This window comes from Massilia sp. LXY-6, from assembly GCF_051233485.1.
Classification (GTDB): Bacteria; Pseudomonadota; Gammaproteobacteria; order Burkholderiales; family Burkholderiaceae_D; genus Telluria.
In genome coordinates this window covers 53407-71899 of record NZ_JBKFGF010000023.1, presented here as the reverse complement: position 1 = coordinate 71899, position 18493 = coordinate 53407, and the positions used below count along the sequence as shown (strand labels likewise).

Here is an 18493-nt window from a genome sequence, read left to right as displayed (position 1 = left end):
TGCCTTATACTCAGCTTTGTGCCGGAGAGCATATGAACAATATGGTCCGGCATCACCGAGGAGACGTCATGAAACAGTTGCAAAAACTTCCGAAACGGATCCGAACCGCCGCCAGTGCGCTGTGCGGCCGGGCGCGTTAGCCTGACGATGGTGGCGCGCCGATTTGTCTTTGGCGCTTTCGTATATGACGTGGGCCGTGCTGCGCTCACCTGCGAAGGCGCTCCGCTTCCCCTGGGTCACCGCGGACTTGCAATCCTCCATGCGCTCCTGAAGGAACAGGGCCGCATCGTCACAAAGGCCGAACTGATGGATGCCGCGTGGCCGGGCGTCGTTGTCGAAGAAAGCAACCTGTCCGTCCAGATCGCCAACCTCAGGAAGAGCCTCGGCTCAACCAAGGAAGGGACGGACTGGATCGCCACCGTGCCCAGGGTCGGCTACCGTTTCTCGCAACCAGTGAACGTCGAAGAGCGCGGGCCTGCACCGGACACGGCACGCGAGCCGCGCGAGGCGGGCCGAAAGCCCTCGATCGCGGTACTCCCCTTATCGAACCAGATCGGCGATCCCGAACAGGAGTACTTCGCCGACGGTATCAGCGAGAACATCATCGGCGCGCTGTCGCGGTTCCGCTGGTTTTCCGTGGTCACCCGCCATTCGAGTTTCCGGTTCAAGGGCGCCGCCATCGACATCAAGGAGATCGCGCAGCACCTCGATGTCGACTATCTGCTGACGGGCAGCGTGCGCAAATCAGGATCGCAGATCCGGGTCTCGGCGCAGCTCAGCGATGCGCAGACCGGGCACCAGCTGTGGGCTAACCGCTACGACGTGGAGCTTGGGGACGTGTTCAGCATCCAGGACAGGATCGCCGAACAGGTCGCCGGCGCCATCGAGCCCGAACTGCTCAAGAGCGAATCGGTCATCGCCGCCAGACGGCGCCATGCCAACGATGCCGACAGCACCGACCTGGTCTACCAGGGCACCTGGTACTTCCACAAGATCACACGCGCAGCGCACTTGCGGGCTCGCGAGCTGTTCCGAAAAGCGCGCGAGATCGATCACGACCTGCCGGAAGCCAGCCTCTGGCTCGCCCGCGTAAATGCGGGCCTGGTTGCCTACGGCTGGAGCGACGACCCGGCCCGTGACCTCGCAGAGGCCCTCGACGCCGCTCTGTCTGCGGTGCAGCTGGATGAAAAGAATCCCTACGCCTATTACGGACTTGCCATTGCCAGCACCTATGCCGGCTTGTTCGACCAGGCAGTTCGGTCGGCGGAAATGGCGCTTGAGCTGAGTCCGAGTTTTGCGCTGGGCTATCTCGTGCTGGGACTCACACGCCTCTGTTCCGGCACAGCCTCCGAAGCCATCGAGCCGCTGGAGCGCGGCCTGCAGCTCAATCCCTACGATCCGCAGAATTTTGTCTGGCTGAATACCCTCGCGCTCGCTCAGCTGTTTGCCGACAAGGCGGACACCGCGCGCGAAACGGCGCTCAGATCCCTCAAGATCCGTCCGCCGATGCCGTCGACCCTGGAGATATTGGCGTGCTGCTACGTACAGCTCGGAAACCTGAGCGCTGCCCGTGAATGCGTGACGCAGAGCGAGCGCCTCGAGCGCCCCGCCCACGATATCTTCGACCTCCTGAGGCGGCAAAATCCGCGCTGGGCCAACGATCTGCGCGAATTGCTCGCGCGGGCCGGATCGAAAGCTTAAAAGCCCTGAGCTGCCGCGATTCGGACAAATTTCGGATATCTTCGCAACTCCTTCAGGACGCCGGATTTAGCCGGCGCTATCGTTCTCCCACCATGCTGCCATGACGGGCTCCCTGCCCGAAATGATAAGGCGGCAATACAGGAGACGAAAACCCCATGAGTAAAGTCACGAAAATCTGCGTCAGTCTGCTTGCGCTCGGCGCGCCCGCCGCCGCATTCGCCGCCGAACCCGGCGCCCCGCTTACCGACCAGGCACAGGCCGGCGACACGGCGGCGCCTACCGCGGCGCCCGGAAAAATCGAGGAAGTCGTCGTCACCGCACAGAAGCGCTCCGAGAATGCCCAGAAGGTGCCGATCGCCATCAGCGTGATCACCGAAAAGAATCTGGAGGCACAGCACATCACCGGCATGGAAGACCTCCCCGCCCTCTTGCCCGGCCTAAAAGTCGGCAACAGCGCGGGTTCGGGTCTCGTCTACCTGCGCGGCACGGGCCAGAATTCTGGCGCTCCGGGCATCGTCAACCCGATTTCGACCTACCTCGACGGCATCTACATCGGCATCGCGCGCCTCGGGCTGTTCGACCTTCCCGCGGTGTCACAGATCGCCCTGCTCAAGGGTCCGCAAGGCTCCCTGTTCGGACGCAACGCCTCCGGCGGCATCATCCAGGTAGCAACCAAGGACCCCAGCTCCAAATCCGGCGGCAACGTCCAACTCGGCTACGGCAATTTCGGCACCGTCAACGGTGCGGTCTACGCCACGGGATCCCTCAGCGACACGGTCGCGGCGAACATCTCCTTCAAGGGCAGGCGCCAGTCGGAAGGCGAGATCACCAACGTCTACACCGGCACCGATCTCCTGAAAGAGCGCAGCTACTCGGCCCAGTCGAAAGTGCGCTGGACGCCCAACGAGGACACCACCGTGCTGCTGAACGCGGCCGTGCTCTCGTCGCGCGACATGCGCGGCGTCGTGAACGGCCCCCTGCCCGGCTATACCGCCAACGACGGCGTCACCACTTACCTTGGCGAAGACAAGGTGCGGCTACGCTACGACCCGCACAGCAAGGTCGACACCAAGCTGCTGTCCCTGAAAGTTACCTACGACCTGGGCTGGGCCGAGGTCTCGAACCTGCTGCACGGCCTGTCGTCCGAGACGCTGTTCAAGGACCTGCAGGGCAGCGGCCACGCTGGACGGCCGAACCCGAACAACCAGCCCGACCAGCACATCACGGCCCCGACCAAGATCATGGGCAACGGCGACGACCTGCAGATCTCGTCCACCGGCAGCGGGCCTTTCAAATGGATCGCCGGCCTGTCCTATGAATACGAGCGTACGGATTCCACCTTCGCCGTCTACGCGGACGAAGCCCTGATCTCCAATACCATCGGACGCGTGACGAGCGACGCGATGGCCGAATTCGCACAGGTGACCTACGCGCTCGCGCCCACGACACGGGTGACCGGCGGCCTGCGCTACACAACGGACAAGCTGACCTTCAGCGGCGTGAATACGGTCACCGGACAAACCTCTGCGGGACTGGCGCCGAGCACCACCTATAACCAGATGACCTGGCGCGCCGCGATCGACCATGACCTGACCAGGAAGATCTTGCTCTACGCGGCGGCCAACCGCGGTTTCAAGGCCGGACAGTACAACATTACCTCGGTCACGAATCCGCCGGTGAAGCCGGAGATCGTCGACGGTGTTGAAGCCGGCTTCAAAAGCATGCTGTTCGACTTCCTGCGCCTGAACACGGCTTTTTTCCAGCAGAAGTCGAGCAACATCCAGCTGCGCTCGAACCAGGCGGGCAGCGTGATCCTGTTCAATGCCGCGAAGGCGAAGACGGCCGGCGTGGATCTCGATTTCGACGCTGCCCTGTCTGATCACTGGTCGATCAAAGGAGGCTTCGAATGGCTTCCGACCGCAAAATACACGAGCTTCCCGAACGCCTCGGCAGTCCTGCCGTCGCCGCTAACGGTGATCCCTGCAAATTGCAAGGGCACGCCGAGCACCGTCAAGGGCGGCACCGTCAACCTGGTGTGCGATCTTACCGACTACCGCATGATCTTCGCGGCCAAACTGGCCGCGACGCTTGGCGTCCAGTACAAGCTGAATGCCTTCGGCGGCAAGGCGGAGATCAATGTCGGCGATGGATATTCGACGCGGTACTACATCGATCCGAACGCTTCCACCTTCGTCGATCCGCGGCACGTGCTCAACGCCTCGGCCGTGTGGATGTCGCCCGACGACAAATGGAACGTGCGGCTGTGGGGTACCAACCTCACCAATGCAAAGACGGGTTTCCGCGGTTTCGCCTATATTCCCGGCTCCCCCCTGCGCTTTGGCGTCGAAGTCGGCATGAATCTCTAGCATGAGCGCGAAGCGTACAGGTGCCTGCCTGGCCTGCATTGCCGCCGCCGGCATCACGATGTCGATGCCGGCAACGGCCGCCGATTGCCAGAGCCTGAGCGGAAAGCGGTTCGGTGGGGCCTTAGTGGTCGAAACCAATAACATCAAGCCGCCCTTTGTCACCGCCAGCATGGCGCCACAGGGCGTCACGGTGACAAGCCCGTTCTGCCGCGTGCGGGGCCTGATTCGCCCCACCGCGGATTCGACAATTTATTTCGAAGTCTGGATGCCGCCCGCCGACGCCTGGAACGGCAACTACCAGGGCAACGCACCAGGCGGCTACGCGGGCTCGATGTTCTACGAGCCAATGGAAAGGGCGTTGCGTGCAGGGTACGCCACCTCGACGACGGACAATGGCCACACAGGCTCCGAACCTTCGGAATGGGCCGCTGGCCACCCGGAGAAATTTGCAGACTGGGGCTGGAGGGCCGTGCACGAGACGGCGCTGGCCGCCAAGGCCGTCATTGCCGCCTATTACGGAGGCGGTCCGAAATACTCCTACTTCATCGGCTGCTCCAAGGGTGGCGGCTCCGCGATCATGGAAGCGCAGCGCTTCCCGACGGACTATGACGGCCTGATCGCCGGCGCGATGGGCTGGAACCTCTCGGCACGGCTGGCCATGTACCTGTGGACCATACAGGCCGTCCAGCCGCCGGGCGCCTGCGTCTCGCCCGCCAAGCTCGCGATGCTGCACGACTCGGTAATCGCCGCGTGCGGCGGCAATGACGGCATCCTCGACGACCCGGGCGCCTGCACCTTCGACCCCGGTCGACTGCTATGCAAGGGCGCCGATGCCGACGCCTGCCTTAGCCCGCAGCAAGTGGCGAGCGTCAGGAAGATCTACGCCGGCCCCGTCGACGCTAGTGGCGCATCGATCTACCCCGGCTATGCGCGTGGCTCGGAGCTGAACTGGAGCCGCGCGATCATGGGCGCCGCGGAGAAGCCCGGCGTCGGCACGATCAGCTACAAGGGCTTCACGAACCGGGCGCGCGACCTTTTGTTCGACAACCAGGAATGGAAACTCGAGACCCTCGTTCCGGCCGAGGTCTACCGGCTGGCGCGGACCAAGCTCGGCATGGATTGGGACGCTCCCGATACCGACCTCCATGCTTTCAAGGCCGCAGGCGGAAAGATCATTGGCTACCAGGGCTGGAGCGACGACGCTGTCCCGCCCGATGGCACCTTGCGCTACTACGATCAGGTTGCCGAACGAATGGGGGGCGTCGACAAGGTACGGTCCTTCTACCGCCTGTTCATGGCGCCGGGCATGGACCATTGCAGCGGCGGCATCGGCGCCAGCGCGATCGGCGGTGCATACGGCCAGACCGCCCCGGTGCGCGACGCCGGGCACGATGTGGCTGCGGCGCTCGCCCGTTGGGTCGAGCAGGGCCAGGCGCCGGAACAGATCGTCGCGACCCGCTATCGCGATCACGATCCCGCCAAGGGCATCGCCTTGCAACGGCCCTTGTGCGCCCATCCGGCGGTGGCACGTCATACAGGACGCGGGAACAGGAACGAGGCGGAAAACTGGGTGTGTGCCGCCCCTACTAGGAGCAAGTGAATTGAACAATACCGAGACCAACGCACGCTTTTACCCAATCGTGTTCGCACTGATGGCCACCGACTTTGTCGGTTCGCTCGAGGCCAGCATGATTTATGGCGCATTGCCGGCCGTGACCCGCCTCTACGGTGATCCCGCCATGGTCGGGTGGCTGATCGCGGGCTTCGTCCTGATCCAGGCGGTCACCGCCGCGATCGGTGGGCGGCTGGGCGACATGTTCGGGCGCCGCCGGGTTCTCGAAATCGTCCTGCTTGCCAGCGTGCTAGGTTCATTGCTGAGCGCCTTTTCCAGCTCCCTCATCTGGATCATCGTCGGGCGTTGCCTGCAGGGTGCCTCCGGCGCCATCCTGCCGCTCAGCTTCGCCATCATCCGCGCCAACGCGTCTCAGAGCCGCGCCGCATTCGGAACCGGCCTGGTGGTGGGCGCCTATTCGGTCAGCGGCGGCTTTGGCTTCATCATCGGCGGCTATTTTGCGGACATCGGTCACTGGAACTGGATCTTCTACGTGAGCAGTATCCTGCCGGCTATGACGGTTATCGGAAACCGATTTATCCTTCCGAAAGACGGCGACATCCGCAGGGCCGGTACGCAGATCGATTGTATCGGCGCTATCGGACTCGTGTTGGCCGTTGGCGGTCTTCTGGTGGGTGTAACGCTCAGCCGCTATTCTGGCTGGCGATCAGCATTGACGATGGCGTTCATCTGCGGGGGCTTGGCGATGATGGCTTTCTGGATCTGGTACGAGCTTCGTCACACCGATCCTCTCATCAACCTGCGGCGTTTCCGTGACCGCCGCTTCATGTTCACAGTGCTCTCATTCTTCCTGCTCGGCTGCGGTGGCCTGCAGATGGCGTTCATCACCTTGGCCTTGATGCAACAACCAGTTTGGACTGGTATCGGGCTGGGCCTCAGCGGGGCATTTGCGGGAATCGCCAAGCTTCCCGGTAACGTCGCCGGCGTGATTGCAGCTCCGGTCGGCGGTAAAATTGCGGAACTTCGGAGCGGCCGGTGGTCGGGGATCTGTGGCGCACTCTTACTGACGATATCGTGGACGACCTTGTACTTCTGCCACGACAGCCTCGCCTTTGTCATTGGCTGCGTGATCGGATCATCCGCGGGAGCGACCATTATGTTTGTCGCGACGCCAGCGGTCATCATGGAGACGACGCCCGCGGCGGAAACCGGTCAAGCGACCGGGTGTGCCTATCTGATGCGCGCGCTGGGCCTGGCGATCGGTGCGCAGCTGGTGTCGCTGCTACTCGCATCCTCGCTTGTCATAGCGCCTGCGGGCAAGCCCACCTATCCGTCTCCCGCTGCTTTCGAGCTCGTGATTGGCTTTGTGGCGGCACTCTCTTTCCTTGCCTTGCTATTTGCGATCGCGGTGCCCAAAACGCGAAGCAAAGTAGACGACGATGAGTTGGTAACGACTATTGCTGGAAATAGTACCGAAAAGCCCACCGCTAGCTGAGAGAGTGCGACATCGCTAAGATGCCGCCCTTCCCCTGATTACTGCCGCGATCAGGGGCAGATACCTTGATTAGCGCGTGATGATCGTCTTCGCCCAGAACGCACCGCCTTCCGCACGATTGCGCAGATCGTACTGGTTCTCGTACTTCACCGTCAGAAAACAAACTGAAGCATTTGCGTAGCTTTATCAAGGCAGGCGAGTTGTGACTTCGCCAAATACCACAAGACTGCGTACCTGCTTGTTTTCTGCAAGATTTGAAGTTGCTGTTCTAACAATATTAGTTATAGCCATGTGCTTGACGCAGACTTATCTGGTTATCATAGGAACGTTTGTCATCTACGCCGCAAAGGAGACGCTGTGGAGCCCAACAATTCATGCGACATGCAGCGTCACTACAACGATTTGCTGCAGCATCTCCCGGCTGGCGTGGTTGTACATGGACCTGATGGGAGAATTCGATCGGCTAATCCGTTAGCGGAAGAGCTGCTCGGTTGGAGCGAAGCAGAACTGATCGATGTTATTCCTAGCGCGTCACGATGGGGTCTGCTCCGATCAGATAACTCGTTGATGCTTACTGCCGACTATCCGATTCATATCGTGATGCGCACTGGTGAGAAGGTCAGAGACCTGGTCGTTGGTCGACCCGCTACCCAGCGCGGGCCCGAGCGCTGGCTCATCTGTAACGCTTACCCCGAATTCGGAGCAGATGGCCGGCTAGAACAGATCGTGGTGTGCTTCACTGACTGCAGCGCACTGAAACGCGCTGAGCAGAATTCCCAGAAGCTGGCAGAGCGATTGCGCCTGGTACTGCAGGGGTCAAATGATGCGTCATGGGACTGGAACCTGATAACCGGAGAAATCTACTACTCTGAACGGTGGTGGGCAATGCTCGGCTACGAGCCTGGAAGTTTGCCTAGTACCACCGACCTCTGGTGCAGGTTGGCGCATCCCGACGACAAGAAGATGCTGCACGCTTTTGTCAAAAAACTGTTGGTTGAGAGCCAAGAGTCCTATGCTATCGAATTCCGGATGCGTCACAAGGATGGGCATTCTGTACCCGTACTGTCGCGCGGTTTCGTGTCGCGCGATCCGAACGGTAAAGCCCTGCGATTATCTGGGACGAATACTGACCTGACCGAACGAAAGCAGGCCGAGCAGCGGATTTACGAAGCGGCATATTTCGATCATCTGACCGGCTTGCCCAATCGTCGCTTTCTGAGCGAAGAGTTGCACCGCATTCTAGCGCGTTCCGCGCGGTCCGGCCAAATTGGCGCACTGCTGTTCCTGGACCTGGACAATTTCAAGCTGCTCAACGATACGATGGGCCACGACGTTGGCGACGCCCTACTGCGTCAGGTCGCGCAACGATTGCGCCATACTTTGCGTCACAGCGACCAGTTGTCGCGTTTGGGCGGCGATGAATTTGTCGTCGTCTTAGAAGACCTGGGCCTCGTAGCATCCGATGCCGTCGCCGAGGTAAATAATGTGGTCGGCAAAATCCTAGATGTGCTGGGGCAGCCTTGTTTTCTCGACGGGCGGCAGTTCTTTAGCACCACCAGCATTGGGGTTACCTTGTTCGACGGGATTACAGCTGATATCGAAGCTCTTCTGAAGCAGGCCGACCTCGCGATGTACCAAGCAAAAGCGGACGGGCGTAATGCCGCCCGGTTTTTTGACCCGAGGATGCAGGCGACGGCAGACCGCCAAGCAGCTCTCGAGGGCGCACTGCGGGATGGTCTCTCAATGCACGAGTTCGTATTGTTTTGTCAGCCGCAATTTAAGAGCCGGGCGAAGCTGGTTGGCGCCGAGGTCCTGGTACGATGGCATCGTCGCGACGGGGCGCTCCTGAGTCCTGCCGAATTCATCGATCTTGCTGAATCTTCCGGCCTAATTGTTCCTCTTGGGCAGCACATCCTTGAAAAGAGCTGCATGGCGCTTGCCCGGTGGGCTAAGGATCGGACGCTACGCAAGCTCAAGCTTGCGGTCAATGTCAGCGTCCAACAATTGCGCAGCCCAGAGTTCCCAGCCACGGTCGCGGACATTCTGGAGGCAACCCATGCGCCTGCCGACCGGTTGTGGCTCGAACTGACCGAAAATGTATTCGCTGAAAACATGGCTGAGATAAGCCAACACATGCGCCAGTTATGCGACCAAGGCATCCGCTTTTCCCTAGATGACTTTGGCACCGGTTACTCATCACTTGCCTACCTAAGGAACTTCCCGCTAGCGGCTTTGAAAATTGATCGATCATTTGTGAGGGATGTGCATACCGACCCGAGCGCCGCCTCAATCGTCAAAGCCATTATCGCACTGGCGCGAAATCTTAAGCTCGATATTGTGGCCGAGGGCGTGGAACATGAGCCGCAACGCATCTTCCTCATCGAAGGCGGTTGTCATACGATACAAGGCTACCTGCTGGGCGCGCCAATGCCCATCGAAGAATTCGAATACCGCTATGGAGTTGCAGGCGCCGCTAGTAACTAATCGACGCCATCGGACTGGTGTTGGCCGCTGGCAGTCTCCTGGTAGGCGTCACGTTCAACCGCTATTCCGCTTGGCGATCGTCGTTGACGATGGCTTTCGTCTTGCCCAAAATGCGAAGCCAAGTAGATGACGAGGATTTGGTAACGACTTTTGCAGGAAAAGTGTCGAAAGCCCACCGCCAGATAAAAGAGGGCGGCATCGCGACAATGCCGCCATTCCAACGATCACTACCGCGGTCAGGGGAAAATATTAGTTAGAACGGGACGATCGTCTTGACCCAGAACGCACCACCGTCCGCACGATTACGCACATCGTACTGATTCTCGTATTTCGCCGTCAGAAACCATCCATTCTTGCTCTGGTATTTCACGACCGGACCTAGCGCGAAGGCGCGGCCGCGGTTCCCTCCAGCGACATCCGTGCCGCCGACGTGATCGTCGCTGACTTGACGGTACAGGTAGCCCCCAGCACCAAGCACCCAGCCGTTACCCAAGCCCCATCCGACGGCGTAGTCCGCATGCAATTCCCGCCCCGACCTATAATCCGTATCAGTGTTGCGGAAGTTATAGTCAAGCATTAGCTTGAGATCGGCATTAAGGCCGCGAGGCTGAATGTATGAGATTGCAAGCAACGGCTCGACCATCCAGTAATTGCGGCCGACGTTGGCGACATCGCTGCGGCTGTATTTGCCGGTGGGGGCATTGACTTCGAATGCAAACACGTAGTGCAGCTTGTCGGAAGCGTGGTAGCCAAGCGCGGTGGCGAAATTCAGGTCGCCGACGCCTCGCTTACTCATCTTGTTAGATCCAACCCGCACATCGACGTCCAGCAGCGGCACGATCGCATGGAAAGCAAGCTGACCACCAAGTACCTGGTGCTTTGTCACCCAGACGAAGCGCGGCACAACCCCAGTGACCTCAGCCCGGAAGCCGCCCACCGCGGCCGCGATGTCATTACCCTCGCTGTCGCGCAATGCCGTAGCACGGTATCTGGTGCCATAGACAATTGGATAGAATCCCGGAGGCGGCATAGCGCCTGACAGGAAGCTTTCGACGCCATTGGCATACACGCTACCCCCGCCCTCGGTTGCTAACGCCGCATTGCAGAACATCGACGCAGCCGTCATCACGGCGCCGATGCTGACGGCGGCGCGCAAGGAACCAACTTTCATTGTTGTCTCCTAATTATTCTTGATTTATTGAAGTACCCATTTAGAACGGGTAAGCCTGGTGCTCCGGCTCAATCGTGATCCACTTAAGCTCAGTGAACTCGTCGATCACGGCGCGGCCGTCGAAGCGTCCGTACCCGCTGTGCTTGGTACCTCCATATGGCGCCTGCGCTTCGTTCTGCACGGTGGCGCCATTCACATGGCAGCATCCGGCGTCGATTCTGAGTGCGACATTGAGCGCACGATGTACGTCATGCCCGAACACGGCAGCCGACAGTCCATATGCAGTATCGTTGGCGACACGGACCGCCTCCTCGGTATCCGTCACACGCACGACGGTAGTAATCGGCCCGAAGGTCTCTTCGTCATAGATTTTCATTTCGGGCGTGACCTTGTCGAGGATCGTCGCAGGCATCACCGCTCCCTGTGCCGAACCGCCGCACACCAGTACCGCGCCTTTCGCGACGGCATCCTCGATCAGCGCATTCAGGCGTGCACCGTTTTCCGCATGCGCCATCGGTCCGATCACACAGCCAGGACCTGCGGCTGGGTCGCCCATCGGCAGATCCTTCGCGCGGGCGGCGTACTTCACGACGAATTCGTCGGCCACCTTCTCGTCTACCACCAGGCGCTCGGTGGACATGCAGATCTGACCTTGGTACAGGAAGGAGCCGAAGGCGGCCGCCTTGGCCGCGGCGTCGATATTGGCGTCGTCCAGCACGACGAGTGGCGCTTTTCCGCCAAGCTCCAGCAGGCAGCGCTTGAGCTGCGTCGCAGCCTTCTGGGCAATGATGCGGCCGACGCGGGTCGAACCGGTGAAGTTGATGCGGCGGACCGCCGGGTGGGCAATCAGCGCGTCGATCACCTCGGGCGCATCTTCTGGCGCGTTGGTCAGTACGTTCAGCGCGCCCGGCGGCAGGCCGGCCTCGAGCAAGGCTTCGGCTACCAGGAGGTGCGTGCGCGGACTGGTTTCGGAGGCACGGAACACCACGGTATTCCCGCATACCAGCGGATAGGCGATCGCGCGTGCCGCAAGCACCACCGGACCATTCCAGGGCACGATACTCAGTACCACACCAGCCGGCTGGCGGATCGTCATCGACAGCGCGCCCGGCTTGTCGGTCGGGATGGTCTCGCCCTGGATCTGGGTCGCCAGGCCAGCGGCTTCGCGGAACAGGTTCGCCGCCAGCATGACGTTGAAGCCGCTCCACAGCTCCGAGGCTCCCACCTCGCTCGCCATCGCCTGGATGAACTCGGGCGTCTTCGCCTCCAGCGCGTCGGCTGCCTTCAGCAGGATGCGACGGCGCTCGGTGGGGCTGGTCTGCGACCAGCTCTTGTAGGCTATCGCGGCGGAGTCGGCCGCCTTGACGGCGTCCTCGACCTTGCCTGCGGCCGCGGTCGTCACGACCCGGCCGTTGACCGGGTGGACGCGAGCATAAGTTGCGCCGCCGCTCGCCGATACGTGCTGGTTGTCAATGATCAGTTTGGTTTCCATGTCAGTCTCCGTTACGCAGTTTGGTATGTCTTCAGGCGTCGGCCTTCAGGATTTCAGCGATGCGTTCGCCGATCAGCACGCAGGTCGCCATCGTGGCGACGGACGGGATGCGTGGCATGATCGAGCTGTCCGCGATACGCAGCTTGCGTACGCCGTTGACGCGCAGTTTCGCGTCGACGACGGCACGCGTGTCCTTGCCCATGCGGCAGGTACCGCTCTCGTGGAAATAGGTGGTGGCGCCATTGCGGATGAAGTCCGTCATGTCTTTCCCGCTGAGCTTCCTGGCCGGCGCTACTTCGCGTTTCGACAGCTTGCGCAGCGGTGCGGCATTGCCGATGTCGCGGCACATCTCGATGCCGACCGCGAGCGCCTTGACGTCGTCGGGATGGCTGAGGAAATTCGCATTGACGATTGGACGATCTGACGGCTTGGCCGACCGCAGTGCGATATGGCCACGGCTTTTTGGCTGGACCAGCCCCGCGCACAGGGCCCAGCTATTGGCCGGCGGGCTGTACGTCTTGGAGATCACTTCGCTCGCGTACGGGAGTTCGATCTGGACCAGGTTGAGATCCGGCGGTCCGGATTTATCGCGCGTGCTGTGCGTAAAGCCCGAGGCCTCGGCGCCACTGTTGCGCAGTCCGGGCGAGTCGACCGACTCCCACAGGCAACCGCCGTGCAGGATGTGATCCTGGAAGTTCCGCCCAACCTCAGGGGAATGGAAGACGGTCTTGATGCCGTGCTTCTTGAGCTCCTGCTGGTCACCGATCCCGCTCAGCATCAGCAGCTTGGGCGTATTGATACCACCGGTCGCGACGATGACTTCGCGGTTGGCCCGGATGCGTACCGGCTTGCCGTCACGGATGAACTCGACACCCTCGGCCGTATTGCCGGAAATCGTCAGCCGGTCGACATGGGTATTCACGAGCAGCGTGACATTCTTCTGTCCCAGCACCGGATAGAGATAGGCCTTCGCCAGGTTGTAACGCTGGCCTTCTCGGATGATCTGGTTCATCAGGGCGAATCCGGAGTCGCGCTCCTCCCGTGCACCGTTCAGGTCATCCAGGACCGGCAAGCCGAGCGACGCGCAGGCCTCGAGCATTCCCGGCGCCAGCGGCGACGGCTCATGCGCCGGTTGGACCCATACCGGACCGCCCTGTCCCCGGTAGCGGGCATCGGGCTTGCCTTGCCAGTTCTCTACGCGGCGGTAGATCGACAGCGCGTGATCGTAGCCCCAGGCCTGGTCGCCGGTGACCTCGACCCAGTAATCGAGGTTCTTTCGGAACGGGCGCGCCCAGATAGTGGCGTTAATGCTGCTACCACCGCCGACGACGCGTCCCATGTGCTCCGGAATCGCACGGTTGTTGACGTGCGCTGACGGCAAGGCGATGTCGTTCCAGTCACGCTCGGTGCCGAGGTTCGTGAACCAGACCCGCGGATCTGCGACCGCCGGCGAGGTGTCCCAGTCACCAGCCTCGATTACCAGGATCTTCGCGTCGGGGTCGGCAGCCAGGCGGTGTACCAGCGCGCAGCCCGCGCTGCCGGTGCCGCAGACGATATAGTCATAGGCATCCAGCAGGGTCTTGCCACGTTCGCTCTGGTTGGCGCGGATGCCGTCCAGGGTGTCCGCCAGGGCCGAGACCCCGACGCCGAACATCCCTGCCGCGCCCATGAATCGTAGAAAATTGCGCCGGTTGATGCGCCCCTGCATGAGGGATGCTTCCAGCGATGCCAGCAGCTGTTCCTTTAACACTGTCTCCTCCTGTTCTTGTAAGAGTGCCCAGGACGTCGGCTGACGACGCTACGGCACTTACTGAACAGCTTAGGAGGGCGACAACATTAAGTCTTACGGAATATGGCCAGCGCTGACGGATACTGGCCAATTTCGTTCAGCGGCCCGCAACGTAGCGTTGCCGCGTTTCGGAGGGCGTCTCGCCGAAACATTCGCGGTACTTGCGATTGAATTCGCCCAAGTGGCGACAGCCCCACTGGTAGGCGATCTCGGCGATATTCTTGTTCGCGGATTGCGCACGCACGAGTTCCGCCCGTATGCGCTGGAGGCGCTGCCGCTGCAGGTATTGCATGGGACTGGCGTCGCCGGCGTGCTGGAACGTTCGCGCGAGGGACCGGATGCTGCAGCCCGCTGCGGCAGCGATGTCCGTGAGCGTGATATCGGCATCGAGGTGTTCGTGGATGTAATCGATGGCGATCCGGAACTGCCGCGGCGAAACGGTGCGTACCTTCGCACCACGGCTGGCGTGGTAGTTGTGTGGCTGGATGCTCAACAGAGTCAGCATCAGCAGCTCTTCCGTACCGGCCGTCGCGAGCGGATTGGGTTCCATCTCGTCGGCAGCATTGACCGAGGAAACAACGAAACGCAACAAGGCCTGCCACCGCTGCGCCGCTTGCGGCAGCGCGATGATGCTATCGAAGTGCAAGGGCGCGCTGGGCAGGCAGTCGTACATCTTCATGCACGCTTCTTCCATGCGCCTGCGCTCGAAACGCAGCTTGAGCACTTCGGTGTCGGGGTCGTAGAGGAAGACCGGGCGGTCCTCTTCCTGGGAGATGAAGGTGCTGCCGGCTGCAGCCGCGAAGATCTGCCCGCCGACCGCCGTCCCCGCCCTGCCCCTGACAGCCGTGGTGACAAGGATGGCGCCCTCCAGTCCTTTTGGTTCGATATCGACATTCGATCCGAAGCTGAAGGTGGACAGGGCGACTTTACCGCATGTAGCAGCACGCACCCGGATCAGCGACACGCCGGCACCATGGCCAGCTTTCGGTCTGGCCTTGAACGGCCCCTGCAAGCGCTCGATGGCCGCACTGGCCTCGCGAAGGTCGGGTGTCGACACTCTGACGAACCGGTCGGATAAGAGCAGATCTGCTTCACTATCGCCCATCATGATGTCGCCTCCTTCAGGAACCGCCGATCAGGAACAGGATTAGAAAGCGTGCCTGATCCCGGTCATCACCCCGTTCTGCGCCCTGCCCGGCGCTACCGTGCCACCAGCGTCAAGGGCAATCGCCGCCTGCCCACGGTTATCCATGCGCCCGACGGCAGCATAGATTGCGCTGCGCTTGGAGAGCGAATAGGTCAGCCGGGCTACCAGCATATTAGTGTCGTTTGGCGAGCCTTTCACGTTTTTTCTTGCTACTTGGGCATCGAGCGTCAGTTGCGGGGCGACCGGATGGCTAACACCGAGGTAATACAGGTCAGACTCCGTAACGCCGGTCGCCGCAAACGTCTTTCGGTCCATGACGCCGGCACCCAGTTTGGTCCGGCCCAGCATGACGTAGCCGTTGAGGGTCGTGCGCCGGTCGTAGTTGGCACTGCTGGTGAGGCCGAACGCAGCGCCTGTGTTCCCGTACAGCTTGTCGTATGACGCGGTCACGCCATAGGTATCGGCATCGTAGCCGACCAGGCCGGTGTATTGCCGGCAGGCCCTCGAATCGCTGGCGACTTCGCCCGGACAGTTGGTCGCGGCAGGTCCGCCTGCTGCCGAAGCATCGCGTCCAACGCTGTAAGTGGCGCCCACCGTCAAGCCCTTGAAGGTGCCCATGTAGGCGATGGCATTGTCGCTGCGGGCATTCGGGATGTAGAGGTCGATGCTGCTGATCGAGAAAAGATTCGGCCCGAGCACGTCGCTCTTGATCATGGAATAGAACGTCATGTTTGGCACGCGTCCCAGTTGCAGCGTGCCCCAGTCGCCCTTGAGGCCAACCCAAGCCTGGCGTCCGAACAGGCGTCCACCCTGGCTGGACGTACCGACGTCCACATTGATCCCATCCTCGAGCGCGAAGATCGCGGACAGGCCGTTCCCCAGGTCTTCAGACCCGCGGAAGCCTAGCCGCGACGGGACGCTGCCGGTCAGCGTCGGCATTTTCGTCATCGAATGGCCGGCTGCGTCGACGTTATTCGTATGGGCGAAAGCCGTATCGATGATGCCATACACGGTGACATTGGTTTGGGCGGATGCCGCGCCTGCGCAGAGGCCAGCCGCCAGGGCGGCAGCCGTCATCGCGCTGCGCCGTTTGGCTGCAACGTTGTTCATGTGTGTCTCCTGATTGTTATATGTTGTGCCCGCCACGATGGCGTGACGGGCGGGTGCTTTCGGATCCTTTGCCCCGTTCAGTCCACGTAGTCCGGCTGGTTCTGCGGCGCCGCCTGCACAAAGGCCGGCTGCTTCATGCAATGCTCGTGAACCGCCAGCACACGTGGGAAGCGCGACAGGTCACATCCCATGCGCATGGCGTTGGCCACCTGGGGTATCAGGCAGCAATCGGCCAGCGTCGGCGTATCGCCAACGCAGAAGGCCCCCGCTGGCAGCTTCTCCAGCAGGCGCTCGACCGCCCCCAGGCCCTCATCGACCCAGTGTTTGTACCAGGCCGACTTGTTCTCCTCGTTCACGCCCAGCTTTCCGGTCAGGTACTTCAGCACCCGGATGTTATTGATCGGGTGAATCTCGCAGGCGATGGTCTGGGCGATCTCCAGCACGCGGGCACGCAGCACAAGGTCCTCGGGAACCAGGCGTGGCTCAGGATGACAGTGGTCGAGGTAATCGATGATCGCCAGCGACTGCGTCAGGGTCACGTCGCCATCGACCAGCACCGGCACGATGCCGGCCGGGCTCAGCTCGCGGTAGGTTTCCTTCCCCTGTTCGCCGCCCCGCAGGTTGACGCCAACATAGTCGTAGGGAAGGCCCTTCAGCGCCAGCGCGATGCGGACGCGGAAGGAAGTGGAACTGTTGAAGAAGCTGTAGAGTTTCATGGTATCTCTAAAAGTTCAAAAGATCAGGTCGATGCCGGCGTGGACGCCGGGGCGGATCCGGCATCGCCCGCCGCCGACGCGTTACCGGAACCGGCGCGTGGATAACGGACGAACATCGCGAAGATCGAGATGGATGCCAGCAGCGCCGGGATGGCGAGCAGCAGGATGATGGCCGAGAAGCCCAGGCCAGCACCGAGTAACGCCCCGCCCATCAGCGAACCGAGGATCGCGCCGCAGCGGCCGATGCCCAGCGCCCAACTGACGCCGGTGACCCGATTGCTGGTCGGGTAGAACGCCGCTGCCAGGGCATTTGCGCCGATCTGGGAACCGCTGATGCAGAAGCCGACCCCGGTCACGCCAACAATCAAAAGAGTCAGGTCGGTGTACTGGAATCCGATCAGGGCGATGAAAGCGATGGCGCAAAGATAGGAAAGGCCGAGCACGCGGTAGGGATTGAACCGGTCCATCAGGCGGCCGATGACGATCGCGCCGACCGTACCGCCGACCTGGTACATCGCCGAGACTAGCGCCGCCTTGGCGATCGGGAAGCCGGCGTCCTTGAACAGGGTCGGCAGCCAGTTCGTCAGCAGGTAGACGATCAGGAGGCTCATGAAGAAAGCAGCCCACAGCGCCAGGGTCCCGAAGGCGAGCGGCGATGCGAACAGCTGGGCGACTGGAGAACGGCGCACGGCCGCAGGCGGTTCGGGGATGAAGAAGCTGGCACCGGCGAGTTGTGCGTGGGGCGCGACGCGGCGCAGGGTCGCCTCGATCTGTTTGCTGCCGGGCCTGCGCAGCACCAGGAAGCGCACCGACTCGGGCAGCAGGAAGTAGAACACCACAGCGCAGGCCATCGGCACATAACCGCCGAACAGGAGTACGCTGCGCCAGCCGTACTCCGGAATCATGTGCGCCGCCAGCACGCCGCCCAGGCCCGAGCCCAGGGTAAAGCCGCAGAACATGATGGTGACCACGGTCGACTTGCTGCGCTGGGGCGCATATTCGGAAGTCAGCGTTATCGCGTTCGGCATCGCCCCGCCCAGCCCGAGCCCGGTCAGGAAGCGGAAGATGGTCAGCGTGAGCAGCGAGTCGGTGTAGGCCGATGCCAGGCTCCAGATGCCGAAGAACAGCACCGAGACGACCAGGATCGTCTTCCTGCCGATGCGGTCGCCGAGCGGGCCGGCGAGGAAAGAGCCGAAGGCCAGACCGACGAGGCCGGCGGACAGCAGCGGCGCGAGCTGCTGCGGGCTCAGGTGCCACTCGCCTCGCAGCGAAGGGGCGATAAAGCCGATGATCGCCGTGTCGAATCCGTCGATGGCGATGATGATGAAACAGAGGAATGCGATCAGGAATTGGTAGCGCGTGAAGCGCCCCGAATCGATCAGCTGCTGTACGTCGACTTTCGCGGTACTTGACATGATGTCTCCTATTGATTGTTGTGGACGGCCACGG

General features: G+C 61.7%; 12 protein-coding genes. 5 read left to right on the top strand and 7 right to left on the bottom strand.

Features of this window, described 5'->3' with window-relative positions:
- The first annotated feature begins 147 nt into the window (after positions 1–147).
- The 5 genes from ACI48D_RS11950 to ACI48D_RS11930 all read left to right on the top strand — a co-directional run bounded on the left by ACI48D_RS11950 (position 148) and on the right by ACI48D_RS11930 (position 9619).
- Entirely contained in the window at positions 148–1701 is a 1554-nt protein-coding gene (locus ACI48D_RS11950) for a winged helix-turn-helix domain-containing tetratricopeptide repeat protein (RefSeq protein WP_435571440.1), read from the top strand.
- A gap of 155 nt (positions 1702–1856) precedes the next feature.
- Entirely contained in the window at positions 1857–4067 is a 2211-nt protein-coding gene (locus ACI48D_RS11945) for a TonB-dependent receptor (RefSeq protein WP_435571439.1), read from the top strand.
- Position 4068: 1 nt separating this feature from the next.
- Positions 4069–5667 (top strand): tannase/feruloyl esterase family alpha/beta hydrolase, encoded by a 1599-nt coding sequence (locus tag ACI48D_RS11940; protein WP_435571438.1) that lies wholly within the window; start codon positions 4069–4071, stop codon positions 5665–5667.
- A gap of 1 nt (position 5668) precedes the next feature.
- Complete coding sequence (locus ACI48D_RS11935; RefSeq protein ID WP_435571437.1) at positions 5669–7135, top strand: MFS transporter; 1467 nt, start codon at positions 5669–5671, stop codon at positions 7133–7135.
- A gap of 357 nt (positions 7136–7492) precedes the next feature.
- Complete coding sequence (locus ACI48D_RS11930) at positions 7493–9619, top strand: putative bifunctional diguanylate cyclase/phosphodiesterase (RefSeq protein ID WP_435571436.1); 2127 nt, start codon at positions 7493–7495, stop codon at positions 9617–9619.
- Positions 9620–9872: 253 nt separating this feature from the next.
- Here the strand turns inward: ACI48D_RS11930 and ACI48D_RS11925 are convergent, their stop codons facing one another.
- The 7 genes from ACI48D_RS11925 to ACI48D_RS11895 all read right to left on the bottom strand — a co-directional run bounded on the left by ACI48D_RS11925 (position 9873) and on the right by ACI48D_RS11895 (position 18459).
- Entirely contained in the window at positions 9873–10790 is a 918-nt protein-coding gene (locus tag ACI48D_RS11925; RefSeq protein ID WP_435571435.1) for a SphA family protein, read from the bottom strand.
- Between the two features lie 40 nt (positions 10791–10830).
- Entirely contained in the window at positions 10831–12282 is a 1452-nt protein-coding gene (locus tag ACI48D_RS11920) for an aldehyde dehydrogenase (protein WP_435571434.1), read from the bottom strand.
- Between the two features lie 31 nt (positions 12283–12313).
- On the bottom strand, positions 12314–14032 hold the full coding sequence (locus ACI48D_RS11915; RefSeq protein WP_435571433.1) for a GMC family oxidoreductase: 1719 nt from the start codon (positions 14030–14032) through the stop codon (positions 12314–12316).
- Between the two features lie 136 nt (positions 14033–14168).
- Positions 14169–15179 (bottom strand): AraC family transcriptional regulator, encoded by a 1011-nt coding sequence (locus ACI48D_RS11910; protein ID WP_435571432.1) that lies wholly within the window; start codon positions 15177–15179, stop codon positions 14169–14171.
- A 39-nt stretch (positions 15180–15218) separates the two neighbouring features.
- The gene (locus tag ACI48D_RS11905) at positions 15219–16328 is read right to left on the bottom strand and encodes a porin (protein WP_435571431.1); all 1110 of its coding nucleotides are present in this window, start codon (positions 16326–16328) and stop codon (positions 15219–15221) included.
- A gap of 77 nt (positions 16329–16405) precedes the next feature.
- Complete coding sequence (maiA, locus tag ACI48D_RS11900; protein WP_435571430.1) at positions 16406–17044, bottom strand: maleylacetoacetate isomerase; 639 nt, start codon at positions 17042–17044, stop codon at positions 16406–16408.
- Positions 17045–17067: 23 nt separating this feature from the next.
- Positions 17068–18459 carry an MFS transporter gene (locus ACI48D_RS11895; protein WP_435571429.1) on the bottom strand — a complete coding sequence of 464 codons (1392 nt, stop codon included), beginning with the start codon at positions 18457–18459 and terminating at the stop codon, positions 17068–17070.
- Positions 18460–18493 lie beyond the last annotated feature (34 nt).